Raw genomic sequence first — 14,915 nt, forward strand, 5'->3', positions numbered from 1 at the left:
GATTGAGTGGATGAAGGCTCAGGGCATCACGACCGGCTGGCCCGATGGTACGTACCGTCCGGAGGGTTCGGTGAACCGTGACGCGATGGCTGCGTTCTTCTACCGTTACGCTGGTTCGCCCGAGTACACTGCCCCCGCGCAGGCTCGTTTCACGGACGTTCCGACCGACAAGCAGTTCTACCGCGAGATCTCGTGGCTGGCTGAGCAGGGCGTGACCACCGGCTGGCCCGATGGTTCGTTCCGCCCCGTGGAGCCGGTGCACCGCGACGCTATGGCGGCGTTCGTGTACCGCTACAGCACGGGTGTGCTGAAGGAAAGCCCTGAAATCTAGGGTTCCGGAATCTAAGAACCTATAGGTTCTACCGAGGGAGCCGTACCGTTGCAGTTTATCTGCGGCGGTGCGGCTCCCTTTTTCTGTGGTTGGGTGCTTTGTTATTTACGCGTAATGTTCCGTAATACGAGTTTGACTAGGTTATATAAAGAATCGTTGAGACAATAAGTGAAGGTTTCTTCACCATCGGCATGAACCTTGACGTTTACGCCGCACAGACGCACTGGAGGCGCACTGGAAACACAGTGCAGACGCACCGTAGCACTCTCGGTGCAGAACCCTTGCCGTACAGCTCTCCGAGTAGAACTCTCGGTGCAGAAACCGCTAAGAAACGCACCATCACTAAAAAGGAGCATTCAGTGGCAACCTTCCCTGAAGCTACCCCCGCGCGAGCCGCCCGGCACACACAGCCGGGCCGCCTCAAGCAGCTGGCACGCAGCTGCGGCGCACTCACCCTGGGGCTCACCCTCGGGCTGACCGCCCTGCCGTTCGGTACCGCTGCCTACGCGGCACCGGGCGTAGTACGCGGCGCAGACCGGGACGCACCCCACCAGAACACCGGCACCGGCGAGAACAACAACGAAGTTCTCTCCCCCAGCCTGGACGGCGCCACCGGCGAACGCGCCGTGTTCGTCCGATTCAAGGGTCAAGGTGCGTACGCCCAGACCCAGCCGGACGCGGTCCGCTCCCGCGCGCAGGCACCCGTCAACGCGCAAGCACAGGTGCAGGCAATCCGCGCCAGCGTGCAGCAGCAGGGCGCCTCCGCGGCGAAGGAATCCGGCGCGCAGGTCCTGTACACCACCCACAACACGATGCGCGGCGTGGCGCTCTACGGTAACGTCGAGCAGATTCGTGCGCTCGCGAACCGCGACGATGTGGAACGCATCAGCATCATTGAGGACATGGCACCGCAGAACAGCGGCACCCTCATTGATACGGACACGCTCTCCGTGTGGGCGAAGAGCCCGGCAAACCCCGCCTCCACCGGCTACACCGGCAAGGGCGTGAAGATTGTCGTGCTCGATACCGGTATCGACTACACGCACGCCGATTTGGGTGGCCCCGGCACGCAGGAAGCCTTCGAGAAGGCAAAGGCATCCGACACGATTCCCGAGGGCACCTACGATCCGAAGAAGTTCCTTGGCGGCTACGACCTGGTCGGTGACGATTACAACTCCGGTAAGAAGGAAACCTCCACTCCCCACCCGGATAACAACCCGCTCGACTGCGGCGGCCACGGTAGCCACGTGGCGGGCACCGCGGCAGGTTACGGCGTGAACGCGGACGGCAGCACCTTCCACGGCGACTACTCCAAGCTCACCAAAGAGCAGCTCAACAACATGAAGATCGGCCCCGGCTCCGCACCGGACGCCCAGCTGATTGGTCTGCGCATTTTCGGTTGTAAGGGCACCACCGCGTTCGTCCCCAAGGGCCTGGACCGCGTGCTCGACCCCAACGACGACGGCGACTTCTCCGACCGCGCCGACATCGCGAACCTGTCGCTCGGCAACGAGTTCGGCGTGTTCGATGAGACCGTGAACTACGCGGTCGGCTCCCTCTACCGCGAGGGCATCCTCTCCGTAGTTGCGGCGGGTAACGCCAACAACTACAACGCCGTGGGCGACACCTACTCCAACTCGGGCGGCCCCGGCACCAGCGCCTACGGCCTGACCGTGGCGAACTCCATCGGCTCGACCCAGCTGGTAGACCGCGTGAAGATTCTCGCCCCCGCGAACGAGGCGGACACCTACGGCGACTACTCGGTGAGCTTCGACTACTCGAAGGCGACCGAGGAGCAGCTGCGCGGCACCGTGGTGCGTGCCGCCTCCCGCAACCGTTACGCCTGCGAAGCATTCACCGAAGAGGAAGCCGCAGCCCTGAAGGGCAAGTGGGCCCTCATCGACTGGGCGGACGCTGACGGCACCGCACCCTGCGGTTCGAAGGTACGCTTCGACAACCTGCAGGCGGCTGGCGCGACCGGCGTGGTGCTCACCTCGAACACTGAGGTTGGTGACACCGCTATCGGCGGTAACTCCTCCATTCCGGGCGTGCGCCTGGCAAAGAGCCAGGTGGAGCGCCTTTCCGCGCAAATTGATTCGGGTGAGCTGACCCTGCAGCTCGGCGAAAACCTGCGCGACTCGATCCGCGTGCCCAACGGCAAGCTGGACCAGGCGAACACCTCCACCGCGCGTGGCCTGCACGGTTCGCACGGCATCACCAAGCCGGACGTTGCGGCACCGGGCACGAACATTTCCTCTATCGAGGTTGGTAGCGGCACCGGTTCGAGCGTGAAGACCGGTACGTCCATGTCCACGCCGTTTGTTGCCGGTGTTGCGGCGCTGATCATGCAGGCGCACCCGGAGTACGGTCCGCGCATGCTTAAGACCGTCATCATGAACACCGCCGACCACCACATGCAGGACGCCTGGGGCAACCCCTACGCGGTGGACCGTGTGGGTACCGGCCGCATCAACACGCGTGCGGCGGTGTCTGACCGCGTCATGCTGTTCAACGCGGCACGCCCCGAACAGGTTTCGGACACCTTTGGTGTGCTTGAGTACACCCCGAACGCCGGTGTGCAGACCCTGCAGCACCGCGTGAGCGTCGAGAACACCGACTCGGTGGCGCACACCTACACCCTGAACTATGAGGGCAGCACGAGCATCCCGGGTGTGGAGTTCTCCTACCCGCAGTCCGTGTCTGTGGGTGCCGGCCAGAAGGCAACGTTCACCGTGACGGTGCGCATTGACCCGTCGAAGCTGGAAAAGACCCGCGACCCGTCCATGTACCCGAACCAGGATTCGGTGAACTACTCGACCGGTGCGGTCACCATTTCGGGTGCCCGCCAGTACATTGCGAGCGCTTCGGGCCGCCTGATCCTGACCGATGCTGACTCCTCGGCTGCGGTGAAGACCCTGCGCATGCCGCTGCACGTGGCACCGAAACCGGTCTCCGCAATGCGCGTAGCCGGTGCAGATATTCACTTTGACACGAACGGCGTGGGTGCCCTGGAGCAGACCCTGACCCTGCAGGGTACCGCGGTGGATCAGGGCGGTTACCGCTCCCTGCTGGGTGCCTTTGAGCTGGGCGCTTCGAGCCCGCGCATCCCGACCGCGAAGCTGGGTGTGGGTTCGGATTCCCGCATGGACCTGCAGTATGTGGGTGCCGCCTCGGACGCGGCGGCGTTGAAGGCTGCCGGTGCGGACACCTCGCAGGCGCACCTGTCCTTCGGTATTTCCACCTGGGGTAACTGGCAGGAGGTGACCCCGCGTGGCACCTACTACGTGTTCGTTGATACCGACAAGGACGGCACGAGCGACTACCGCCTGCAGACGGTGCGTGAGAAGGGCCTGGACTACCCGCTGGTGAAGGTTTCTAAGCGCAGCAACGGCAAGTGGCAGGCCATTGAGAACGCCCTGTACCCGCTGAACGGCACCTGGGGTGATACGGACACCAACATCATGGATTCGAACACCCTGGTGATGACTGTTCCGCTGAGCGTTCTGGGTCTGGACCCGAACGCCGAGTCCACCGAGATTTCGTACTCGGTGACCACTTCTAGCGCGTTCTCCGCAACCACTGTGGTTGATACGACTGATTCGGTGGTGTTCAACTATGCGGCGCCGAAGCTGTGGTTCAGCGGCGAGTCGGCAGGCGTGCCGAACCTGTTCGTGGACGCACCGGAGACTCAGCTGGTGGCGCACCGTAACGGCGACGCGAAGAACGTTTCTGCGCTGTTCCTGCACATGCACAATGCGACTGGCGACCTGTCCGGTGTGAACGGCGCAGCGGGTGAGCGTGCGCAGGTTCTGCGTGTCTCGTCGAACTCTGAGGCTACCGCCGCGAGCGCGCACTTCAAGGATGTTCCGGCGGATTACCCGTTCGTGAATGACATTAACTGGCTGGCTCAGCGTCGTATTACGACCGGCTACCCGGATGGTACGTTCCGCCCGAACGGTTCGGTGGAGCGCGGCGCGATGGCGGCGTTCTTCTACCGTATGGCGGGTTCGCCGCAGTTCACTGCGCCGTCCACTCCGAGCTTTAAGGATGTGCCGCGTGATCACCCGTTCTTCAAGGAGATTGAGTGGATGCGTGCCCGCGGTATTACGACCGGCTGGTCGGATGGTACGTTCCGTCCGAATGCTGCGGTGAACCGTGATGCTATGGCGGCGTTCTTCTACCGTTTTGCGGGTTCGCCGGCGTATTCTGCTCCGGTGGCTTCGCCGTTTAGTGACGTGTCAGCCGGTAGCCAGTTCTATCGTGAGATTTCGTGGTTGGCTGAGCAGCGTATTACGACGGGTTGGGCTGATGGTTCGTTCCGTCCGGTTCAGCCGATTGAGCGTGGCGCGATGGCGGCGTTCTTGCACCGCTATAACGTGCGTGTGCTGAATAACCGCTAGTCGGATGCGGATGTGAGGGCCGTGTCGGAGTGGAGTTTTCTGCCCCGGCACGGCCTTTTCTGTGGGCTGACTTCATCAGTAGATATAGTGCTAAAATTTGTACAAGAAATAGTACAAAGGAAAGATACTATGCTCACCGTTGGATTTTCTGAACTACGTGCCAACCTCACTTCCGTGACTAATCAGGTCATTCAGGAAGGTGAAGAAATCACTGTATTTAAGCGCAATCAGCCTGCTTTCAAGATTGTTCCTCTGGGAGTAGATTCCACTTCTGATAACAAAGAAGCCGTAGCGAAGACTTCTTCTGAAACTATCGATCAGGAGAAGATTTTAGGGGCAGCGACTAGCTTCATTGACCGTTACGAAAGCGTCTTTGAACGTCTGAGCCAGTGATGTCCTCTGCACATATCTCCGTTGATACTGCTTTAGCTATCCACCAGTTGCTTATCAACCGCTTTGGAGGGTCTGCAGGCGTTCGAGACCTTGATATTCTCGAAGGAATTCTTCAGAGCCCTTACCAAACTTTTGGTGGAGAAGAGCTATATCCGCACATTGTAGATAAGGCTGTTCATCTCTGTGTAGAGGTTATTCGTCAACATCCTTTTGTTGATGGCAATAAGCGTGTAGCGGTTGCGCTCCTTGGTGGCCTTCTAGAGTGTCACGGTCTCTATTTAGTAGATGACTCTACTCATCTCTATAACAAAGTCATCGGATTAGTCACTCATGTCTGCAGTATTGAAGAGTTTACTCAATACGTTCATTCGCATCTCACTTCCAGTCTCGAGTGAGCGCATTGCCGCTTCCAGGAGCATGAAAAAACTACCTTTTTAAAAGAAATACCCCCGGTGGATGCTGTACGCATCTGCCGGGGGTATTTGCTTGCCTCACCCTGCCCGAGGTGGGCTAGTTAGCGCGGGCGGGTCTGAACGCACCGTGTGGAACACTACCTCGCCTCCCTCGGCGGTTCACCGCACGGGCTATAAGGTGGAGCGTACACTTAAGTCATGCGTGAATTACAGGCACAGATCATCCGTGAAATGGGCGTCAAGCCCAACATGACCGAAGAGCAGGCACGCGAAGAAGTGGAGCGCCGCATCCAGTTCATCTGCGACTACCTGGAAGCCACCGGAAGCCGCGGCCTGGTACTGGGCATCAGCGGCGGTATCGACTCCACTCTGGCGGGTCGCCTCTGCCAGCTGGCGGTGGACCGCCTCAACGAGCGTGGCCGCACCACCGAGTTCGTGGCGGTGCGCCTGCCCTACCGTGTGCAGCACGACGAAGAGGACGCGCAGGAGGCGCTGCGTTTCATCCAGCCCACCCGCTCCCTGACCTTCAACATTGCGGAGGCTGTCGACGGTTTCGACAGCGCCTACGTTGCCGCGACCGGCGAGCAGATCAGCGACTTCAACAAGGGTAATGTGAAGGCGCGCGCCCGCATGATCGCCCAGTACGCGGTGGCTGGCGGCCCCGGCTACCTGGTGGTGGGTACCGACCATGCGGCGGAGTCCATTACGGGTTTCTTCACGAAGTTCGGTGACGGCGGTGCGGACCTGCTGCCGCTGTACGGCCTGAATAAGCGCCAGAACCAGCTGCTGCTGCGTGTTTTGGGTGCGTCTGAGCGTCTGTGGGCTAAGCCGCCGACGGCTGACCTGCTGGACGGCGTGCCCGGCCGTACCGATGAGGATGAGCTGGGTCTGACGTACCCGCAGATTGATGACTACCTGGAGGGTAAGGAAATCGACGAGGCGGCAGCTGAGAAGCTGGAGCAGATTTACCTGCGTAGCCGCCATAAGCGCACTACTCCGGTGACGATTTTTGATTCCTGGTGGAAGAACTAGCGCCTCAACCGGCATAAGAACTAACGTAAAAGCCCTGAACTCCCTTGGTGGGAGTCCAGGGCTTTTACTATGCTTTTGCAGACCGAGGACTATGCCTTCTGTTCGGGCTGTGCGCCAGAAACCTGAGCATCCTGAACGCCCGAATCCTCAGAACCTTCAGTCTCAACCTCAGCTTCAGCGGGCGGTACCTTCGCGCCACCCGTGGCGAGGAACAGCACCAGGCCCAACGCGCAGGCGAGCACCTGGGTGAAGGGGAACGCCCAGGTCAGACCCTTAAAGCCGAACCACATGTTGCCGAAGTACACGGCGGGGAAGAACAGCAGAGCAATACCGAGGGTCATCAGCATTGCCGGGCCGCCCTTACCGGCCGCCTGGAACCAAGACACAAACACGATGCTGACCGCGTTGAACACGGCGGCGAGCATCAGCGCAACCATAATCTCCTCGCCGGTGTCGATGAGGCTTGCATCGCCAACCACGGCGAGCAGTTCACGGCGGAAAATCAGCACCGGAATGGTGATGATCGCGGAGGTCGCCACGGACAGGATCGTTGCGGTGCGCAGCGCCTCCTTCACGCGGGCGCCGTTGCGGGCACCGTAAGCGTAGGCGTACAGCGGGATACCGCCCATACACAGGCCCATGCACAGCATTTCGGGCACCATGTTCAGGCGCATTGCCAGGCCGAACGCCGCGACGGTGTCGTCACCGTAGGAGGCGGCGAGGTTGTTCAGCAGCAGGGCGGCGAAGATCATGTTGAGGCTCTGAATGAGCTCAGCAGCACCGACCGCGACCACGGGCTTGATAATGGCGGGGTCGAGGGAGAAGTCGCGGATGTTCGCGGAGAAGTTCTCGCTCTGACGCATCAGGAACAGCAGGTAGTACAGCATGGATGCGCCGTTCGCCAGCAGCATCGCCCAACCGGCACCGGCGACGCCCATGCCCATGATGGCGATGAACAGCACGTCGAAGATGCAGGTGACGACGGTGCCGACGATGATGCCGTACATGGACTGCTTGGCGTAGCCTTCGGATCGGACGAGCTGTTCGAGGGTGAACATACCGATAGCGAGGGGCGCGCCGAGGAACATGAGGTGCACGTAGATGCGGGTCGGTTCGTAGGAGCCGCCGGATGCACCCATGATGCTGGTAATCGGGTCGGCGAGGATGAAGCCGATAGCCGCCGCGACGATACCGGCACCGAGCGCCGAGTAGAGGGCGAAGGAGGTGACGCGGTGAATTTCGTGGGCGGGCTGGCCTTCACCGAGCTTGCGGGAGGCGAGGGTTGAGGAACCCAGGCCGAACAGGCCTGCGATCGCCATGATGACGCCGAAGACGGGCACGCCGTAGCTGGTGGCGGCGAGGTCTTCGGTGCCGCCGTAGTGGCCGACGAAGTAGGAGTTCACCACGTTGTAGATGCTGGTGATGGCGAGGCCGAGCGCCATGGGCACGCCGAGGGAGAGGAGCGCCTTGAGGATGGGGGCGTCTTTGAGCAGGTAGATGTTCTGGGGGTCTTCGCTTGCGCCGTGGGGACCGTGCGGGCCGTGTCCTGCGGGTGCGCCGTTTTTGGGCGCGTTGTTTTCAGTCTGCTGAGGTGCCATAGATTCCTGTGGTTCTAGTCTGTGTTGTGTCCGGTGCGCGGTAAGAAGCGTGGTCCGCACAAAAAACGGGCTAGTGTATTGTACCGTCTACACGTAGGGGTGGGTCTAGAGGTTTGGACATAAAAGTAACGAGGCGCCCCTCCCCCGCTGTTCGGGGTAGGGGCGCCTCGCCTCATACGTATCGCATGTAGGAGTGTGAGCTATTCGAGCTCAACCGGACCAAGCACGCGAACCTCCTCAATATCCAGGATTTCCTGAATCGCGTGGAGCACATTCGTGTCGATTATGCGCTCATTACGCAGGCGCTTGAGCACGCTGCGTTGCTTCTCCAAATGCCGCAGGCGCAGCTCTTTCTCAAGGTCGCCCGCTTCAATAATGCGGCGGGCTTCTTCCGGCGCATTCGCACCGTCTTTACGAACAGTGTGCAGGTTGCGGTGTATACTCGCGTTGTACATCTGTTCGTCGGCAATGCGGTCGATAATCCACTGTGGTGCACCAATTTCCTGGCCGATCTCAGCCACAGAGTCGAAGGACTCGGCAATGATCGTGCGGATTGCTTCATTAATCTCATCTTCTTCGGTGGTATCAACCGGAATTTTCGCCCACCTAATAACGAGCGGCAGGAGCATCCCCTGAACCACCATCGACAGCAGAACCACGCCCGCAACAACAAAGATAATAAAGTCACGCGCGGGAACATCAGTCGGCACGGAGAGAGCCACCGCGAGGGAAACACCGCCGCGCAGTCCCGCAAAGGTACTCACTACACGGCCACGGAAAGTTGTGCGCAGCTGCTTCTGCTTTTCTGAACGGTCAAGGGCACGAATAATACCGATCGAGACGTGCAGGAAAATAAAACGCGCCGCAATGGAAACAAGCCATGCCACCACAATCACGGCGAACGTCAAAGCCCACGCATAGTTGTATTCACGAAGAACATCATCCACAGGCGCTGTGGCGCTGGGCAGCTGAACACCCACGAGCACGAAGAGCGCACCGTTCATGACATAGGAGACAAACGACCAGATGGGCAGACCGTAGAAACGGTTTTGGGGTTTGATGGTATCCGGTCCGCGATAGGTCAGGTAGAAAGCGGCGACCACCACAGCCACCACTCCGGAACCTTTCATGCCCTCAAAAGGCTCGATCTCTTCAGCCAGGAAGAAAGCAATAAACGGCACGGTAAACATGAACACGCTGAAGTTCATGGGGTTGCCGATGTGCGCACGCAGCTTATCTACACCCCATCCGACGGCCAGGCCAACGAGAGTTCCAATCAGGAACGAGAAGAAGAACATTCCGGATGCAGTCCCCAGGGTAAGTTCATGACCACCCGCAAGCTGCAGGGCGAGTGCGAAAAGAACTAGGGTGGTGCCGTCGTTAATGAGTGCTTCCGCTTTAAGGGTGGTGATGGAAGATTTGGGGAGTTTGCCGTTGAGCGTTGCCACGGCCACAGCATCGGTGGGGGCGAGCGCCACACCGATAATCAGCGCCACAGGCCAGATGAAGACGCCCATAAATGTGTGAAGCACCCAGGCGATAACGAACGCCGTGAAAATTACGAGCACCGTGCCCGAGAGCAGAATGCCGCGCAGACGGGCGCGCGCTTCACGCCATGAGGTGTTGCGGGCTTCCCAGAAGAGCATGATGGGCAGGAAGATTTCGAGGATGACGTGCGGCGGCAGGCCGATACTCTGAACTTCGTGCAGTTCGTGGGCGGGCATAATGCCGATAGCCAGGCCAATGAATATCAGCACAATGGCGGGGGTTATCCGTATTTTATGGGCGAGGATATTACCCAGAAGAATTGCCAGCGATAGGGCAATGATGACTTCAAGCAATTTGGTGTGTTCCTTTTGGATGTGGCGGCTGGTTCATGGTGTGCGTCTGATAGACGGCTGATGTCCGCGAGTGTGCGGGTGCCAGGGTGCCCAAAATGTTTTGCTCGTTCCCTGGGCCGTGAGGCTTCCGCGTGGGGACGAGTGCGGGCGTAGCTTCTATACTTTACCGTTGTTCAGTGCGGGTGGGTGGATGTTTACCCTGAGCAAAATCTTGCCTTATGGCCGCTCGGGGTGTGAGTTTATGGGAGGCGACCTGCGTGCATCCGGCGGGTCTGCTCAGCCGGGCCTGCTCAGCCCACGAACCGCCCTACTCTGACCGCTTTTCATGACGTTTTGTGTCATTCTGACGTGAGCTTGGGGTCGTACTGTGTCAGAGAACAGAAAATCCGCCCCCGTGAGTGCGCGCGAACACTCAGAACGTGAGAAGATAAGGTCATGACTGATAACAACACCGTAACCGGCAGCCCGCTTGTTAAGCGCGGCCTGGCCGACATGCTCAAGGGCGGCGTCATCATGGACGTCGTCACCCCCGAACAGGCTAAGATCGCTGAAGATGCTGGCGCTGTTGCCGTCATGGCTCTCGAGCGCGTTCCCGCGGATATTCGTGCGCAGGGCGGCGTGGCTCGTATGTCTGACCCGGACATGATTGAGGGCATCATTGATGCTGTTTCGATCCCGGTCATGGCGAAGGCACGCATCGGCCACTTCGTTGAGGCTCAGATTCTGGAGACCTTGAAGGTCGACTACATTGACGAGTCTGAGGTTCTTTCCCCCGCTGACTACGTGAACCACATTGATAAGCACCAGTTCAAGGTTCCTTTCGTGTGTGGTGCTACCAACCTGGGTGAGGCGCTGCGCCGCATCACCGAGGGTGCCGCTATGATCCGTTCGAAGGGCGAGGCTGGCACCGGTGACGTCTCTGAGGCAACCAAGCACATCCGCACCATTAAGCGTCAGATTGCTGAGTTGCAGGGCCTGTACAACACCATGCCTGATGAGCTGTACGTGAAGGCTAAGGAACTGGCTGCACCGTACGAGCTGGTTCGTGAGGTTGCTCAGACCGGTAAGCTGCCCGTGGTGATGTTCACCGCTGGTGGTGTGGCTACCCCCGCTGACGCTGCGATGATGATGCAGCTGGGCGCTGACGGCGTGTTCGTTGGTTCCGGTATTTTCAAGTCGGGCGACCCGGTTGCTCGTGCGAAGGCTATTGTGAAGGCTACTGCTTTCTACAATGACCCGGAGAAGGTTGCTGAGGCTTCTCGCGGCCTGGGTGAGGCTATGGTCGGCATTAACGTTGCTGACATTCCGGCACCGCACCGCCTGGCGGAGCGCGGCTGGTAATTCGTGCGCGCACCCCGCATTCGGGGTGAGTGTTTGATGAGGGGGTGGGGTTCGCTGAGGCGGGTCCCACCCTCCTTGTGTTTGTTGTGTTTGTTGTTTTGTGAAGGGAGCGGTGATGGTTGAGAAGGTTCAGCCTACCGGTGTTTTGCCGGGTGAGGGTTTGACGGTTGGTGTTTTGGCGTTGCAGGGCGGCGTGAGTGAACATGCGGAGATGCTGGAGTCCCTGGGCGCGCAGGTGCGTTGGGTGCGTACCGGTGAGCAGCTTGAGGGTCTGGATGCGCTGGTTTTGCCGGGTGGTGAGTCGTCGACGATTGACCGTCTGACCCGTATTTTTGGTGTGCGGGAGCCGCTGATTGAGGCGATTTCTTCGGGCCTGCCGACCCTGGGTACGTGCGCGGGCCTGATTATGCTGTCGAAGCGTATTGATGATCCGGCGCCGGGTCAGCAGTCGCTGGGTGTCCTGGATGTTTCGGTGGGTCGTAACGCGTTTGGTTCGCAGGTTGATTCTGCGGAGGTGCGCCTGCCGTGGCTGACCCCTGCCGGTGATGAGGTGGTTATTGATACGGCATTTATTCGTGCGCCGATTGTGACTGGCACTGGTGAGGGTGTGCAGGTGACGGCTCGTCATGAGGGGAAGATTGTGGGTGTGCGTTCGGGCAACCTGATTGGTATTTCTTTCCACCCGGAGGTTACGGGCGATACGACGGTGCATGAGGAGCTACTGGCTCTGGCACGCGAGGTGAAGGGCAAGTAGCCCCTCCCCCAAAAAATAAGCCCGGTAATGACCGTTTAAAGAGTTGTGGCGATGACCGTTGTTCGGTCACCGCCACAACTGTTTTTGCGCGGGTTTATGCGTGAGTGGACTTATGGGCGGGAGCTGCTGGGGGTTTGGGGCTGGGCCTTCCACTGCTGGTAGGCGCTTGTGGCGAGGAATCGTGCACGGTTGCCGTCGCTGAGCGTCTTGATGTCTGCGGGGGCTGCCTCGTACCACTTTTCGTAGAGACGAATAATCATCTCGGGGTAGGCGGCTTCTTCCAGGTCTGCGCGGTGGGGAATGAATTCGTTGCGGTTCTTGATGTCTCGGTACTCGCTACCGGCGAAGGGGTCGGAGAGTCCGACGCTGGGGTGGGCGTTATAGGCATCGATGTTTTGAACGTATTCGGGGAAGGTGCTCCGCCCTGCTTTGAGTGCGGCGTGGCACTTGCTGTCGATTTCACTGGGCTCAATGATGTGGGCGCCGTCTGCGAGGATGTTCCGGTATTGAATGTACGCGGGGTATTGTTCATCGGTGCGCGGGACGGGTTTGGCGGCTTCTGCTGATGCGAGATCTTCAGCGGAGTATGAGGAGCAGCTGATGGGCGGCGTGGCGCTTGCCGTTGCTGAGGCGCTCGCCGTGGAGGGTGAGGAGGTACTGCTTGCCGCAGTGTTTGCACCACCGCAGGCGGCGAGGAACAGGGGCAGGGTTAAGAGAGCGGCACCGTATCGCAGTGCGCTATAGCGGGGGTTCGAGGTCCTGGAATTCAGGGTCATGATGTCACCTCATTGTGGGCTGGAGCATACTGAGTTGCCCCTCAATATACAGGCAGTTTTGATACATGGTCAAGAGAAAAATATGTTTATTTTTTAAAATCCAACATCTCGGAAGAAAATCGATAAACAAGTTTGTTCAGCGCCTTGACTTGCGTAAATACGGATACCATCGGGTTCTTAAGGCAACCATGGTACCAAAACACCAGCATCAGATATTGCTATTTACTCGATAATCAGCAGAAGCCAACATGCCCGGAGGGTCACGGTCAGGGCGCCCATGGCACAACCTTCAGCTCCGTAAGAGCCTGCATCTCGACGACCCAAAGCTTCTAGAGGAGATAGTAGATAAGTCCCCTAACGTATTCCCAGAGCAGTACCAAGATGACGCACTGCACAACAAATGCGGCTATAGCTGCGAGGGTTGGTATCCAGTAGCTACGCTTAGAACATGCAATAAAAACTGCTATAAAAATAACGCATGAGATAATATCGGGACCCCAGAGAATGAATGCCTGTAGATCATATGGCCACAATATTCCATGCATATATTCTGTAGGGACTTTACATGAACTTAAGATATTGCCTTTTAAAATTTCATAAGTCCCATACATTTTAAAAACTAAATATAGCGATGCGATCCAAAAAATTCCTATACGAAGCTTTACACCCAGCCACATACTAAAAGTCTGCCATAAGCTAGCTGATACAACTCCCACCACAAAGAAGGGTATATAGTCAAAATATGCACTTTGCCACCTATCACATGGTGATACAAATCTATAGAAATCTGCATACAGGGCAGTTGGGAAAATATAGAAAAATTGCAATACAATGAGAAATAAGATATACAAAATTATTTTCTCATTTACGGCGAACATCTTATATGTAGAATTCATGATGCCATTTCCTTTCAGTAGCATAAAAAGCTAGTAGCGAAACACCGAACGCATAGCCTCAATGTTGCTTTTCATATCTCTTAAGCCCTAAAGCCAATACTGAGATAGGCAGGTGACCTGCAAAATCTCCGCACTCTTACCCCGTCTACCTCATATTTAAGCAGGTCAACACCCTAAGACTACTGGGTTGCACACCTTGCGTCTAGAGTGTTGGTTTTTAAAATTAGATGATATTTTCCATTGACCATATATCAAATATTCGGGTACATTTAGACGCAATATATCGTTCCATCCCTCTTGTGAGGTGGTCTCATGACCCACACCCCCGTTTTTCTTTCGCTCCGTTCCAGCGGTCTACGACGCGGTGCCGCACTGGCGATTCTTCCCTTGCTTCTTGCCTCCTGCGGTAGCTCCACCAGCACGGCATCCAATACTCCCGCACCCTCGAACACGACCGTGGCTTCCTCCCCGTCAGCAGCAAGCCCCACCGGGTCCGCTTCCTCTTCCGCGGCGAAGAAGACGTCTACCCCCTGCCTTGAACCTGACGAAGCCGCGAAAGCTGAAACCCTCAAGCAGCAGGAAGCCATCAGCGCCGACCGCGGTACGGCACTGCCCTCCTATGTCTCCGCGCGGCATATTGTGCGCAACCAGGCAAACTTCCCCACCCGCGCCGAAGCTGAATCAGCAGGAGCCGAGTGTCTGGCACTGTACGAGAAGAACAAGGCTGATCACGCCTACGCCGCAGCGTGGGTGCGCGCTATCGATGACAATAATGTGGCAAGCGGAAAGGTAGCCTCCGGCCCGCGCGCTGACATCCAGAGCGCAGACCCCTACAAGGCAAGCAACTACGTCGATATTCGAGAGGGTAAGGAGTACTTCCCAACCCGCCAGGAGCTGCTCGCGGCAAACTACCCCGAGAACTACATTGTTGCTTTTGAGTTGTGGGCGCAGCAGGCACCAGCCGATGTGAAGCAGAAGAGCGACGCGAACCGTGCGGCCGCTAAGGATACTCGTTGGTCTGAGGTGGTAACCCTGCCCAGCCCCGACAACCCTGTCTAATCGAACCCCGTCTAACCTGAGTCTGTCTCATCTTAAAAACAGTTGTGGCGGTGACCGTTGTTCGGTCACCGCCACAACTGT

At 58.3% G+C, this 14,915-nt stretch carries 11 protein-coding genes; 8 read left to right on the plus strand and 3 right to left on the minus strand.

The window, feature by feature from the left end:
- The 5 genes from HMPREF2765_RS07920 to nadE all read left to right on the plus strand — a co-directional run.
- Window positions 1-331: S-layer homology domain-containing protein (locus tag HMPREF2765_RS07920; protein ID WP_141749101.1), on the plus strand; the 331-nt coding region annotated here is incomplete at its 5' end.
- Window positions 332-690: 359 nt separating this feature from the next.
- Window positions 691-4,731, plus strand: a complete 4,041-nt coding sequence (locus HMPREF2765_RS07925; protein WP_070605157.1) for a S8 family serine peptidase — start codon at window positions 691-693, stop codon at window positions 4,729-4,731.
- Window positions 4,732-4,860: 129 nt separating this feature from the next.
- On the plus strand, window positions 4,861-5,124 hold the full coding sequence (locus HMPREF2765_RS07930; protein WP_049340141.1) for a type II toxin-antitoxin system Phd/YefM family antitoxin: 264 nt from the start codon (window positions 4,861-4,863) through the stop codon (window positions 5,122-5,124).
- Window positions 5,124-5,519, plus strand: coding sequence for a type II toxin-antitoxin system death-on-curing family toxin (locus HMPREF2765_RS09120; RefSeq protein WP_080974499.1), 396 nt, complete (start codon window positions 5,124-5,126; stop codon window positions 5,517-5,519). Before HMPREF2765_RS07930 ends, HMPREF2765_RS09120 begins: the two co-directional genes overlap by 1 nt.
- A 216-nt stretch (window positions 5,520-5,735) precedes the next feature.
- On the plus strand, window positions 5,736-6,569 hold the full coding sequence (nadE, locus tag HMPREF2765_RS07935) for an ammonia-dependent NAD(+) synthetase (RefSeq protein WP_070605160.1): 834 nt from the start codon (window positions 5,736-5,738) through the stop codon (window positions 6,567-6,569).
- A gap of 89 nt (window positions 6,570-6,658) precedes the next feature.
- On the opposite strand, the gene HMPREF2765_RS07940 is transcribed toward nadE, so the two are convergent.
- Window positions 6,659-8,167, minus strand: a complete 1,509-nt coding sequence (locus HMPREF2765_RS07940; protein WP_070605162.1) for an MATE family efflux transporter — start codon at window positions 8,165-8,167, stop codon at window positions 6,659-6,661.
- A 200-nt stretch (window positions 8,168-8,367) separates the two neighbouring features.
- Window positions 8,368-10,008 carry a Na+/H+ antiporter gene (locus HMPREF2765_RS07945; protein ID WP_070605165.1) on the minus strand — a complete coding sequence of 547 codons (1,641 nt, stop codon included), beginning with the start codon at window positions 10,006-10,008 and terminating at the stop codon, window positions 8,368-8,370.
- A 435-nt stretch (window positions 10,009-10,443) separates the two neighbouring features.
- On the opposite strand from HMPREF2765_RS07945, the gene pdxS reads away from it, so the two are divergent.
- Both pdxS and pdxT read left to right on the plus strand, forming a co-directional pair.
- Window positions 10,444-11,349 carry a pyridoxal 5'-phosphate synthase lyase subunit PdxS gene (gene pdxS / locus HMPREF2765_RS07950; protein WP_005507298.1) on the plus strand — a complete coding sequence of 302 codons (906 nt, stop codon included), beginning with the start codon at window positions 10,444-10,446 and terminating at the stop codon, window positions 11,347-11,349.
- Between the two features lie 115 nt (window positions 11,350-11,464).
- A complete protein-coding gene (pdxT, locus tag HMPREF2765_RS07955) occupies window positions 11,465-12,103 on the plus strand; it encodes a pyridoxal 5'-phosphate synthase glutaminase subunit PdxT (RefSeq protein WP_049341160.1) in 639 nt (212 codons plus the stop codon).
- A gap of 110 nt (window positions 12,104-12,213) precedes the next feature.
- Here the strand turns inward: pdxT and HMPREF2765_RS07960 are convergent, their stop codons facing one another.
- Complete coding sequence (locus tag HMPREF2765_RS07960; protein ID WP_070605168.1) at window positions 12,214-12,879, minus strand: hypothetical protein; 666 nt, start codon at window positions 12,877-12,879, stop codon at window positions 12,214-12,216.
- Between the two features lie 1,208 nt (window positions 12,880-14,087).
- On the opposite strand from HMPREF2765_RS07960, the gene HMPREF2765_RS07970 reads away from it, so the two are divergent.
- Window positions 14,088-14,834, plus strand: a complete 747-nt coding sequence (locus tag HMPREF2765_RS07970) for a hypothetical protein (RefSeq protein ID WP_070605174.1) — start codon at window positions 14,088-14,090, stop codon at window positions 14,832-14,834.
- The last annotated feature ends 81 nt before the right edge of the window (window positions 14,835-14,915 follow it).

The organism is Rothia sp. HMSC062H08 (genome assembly GCF_001810775.1).
Classification (GTDB): Bacteria; Actinomycetota; Actinomycetes; order Actinomycetales; family Micrococcaceae; genus Rothia.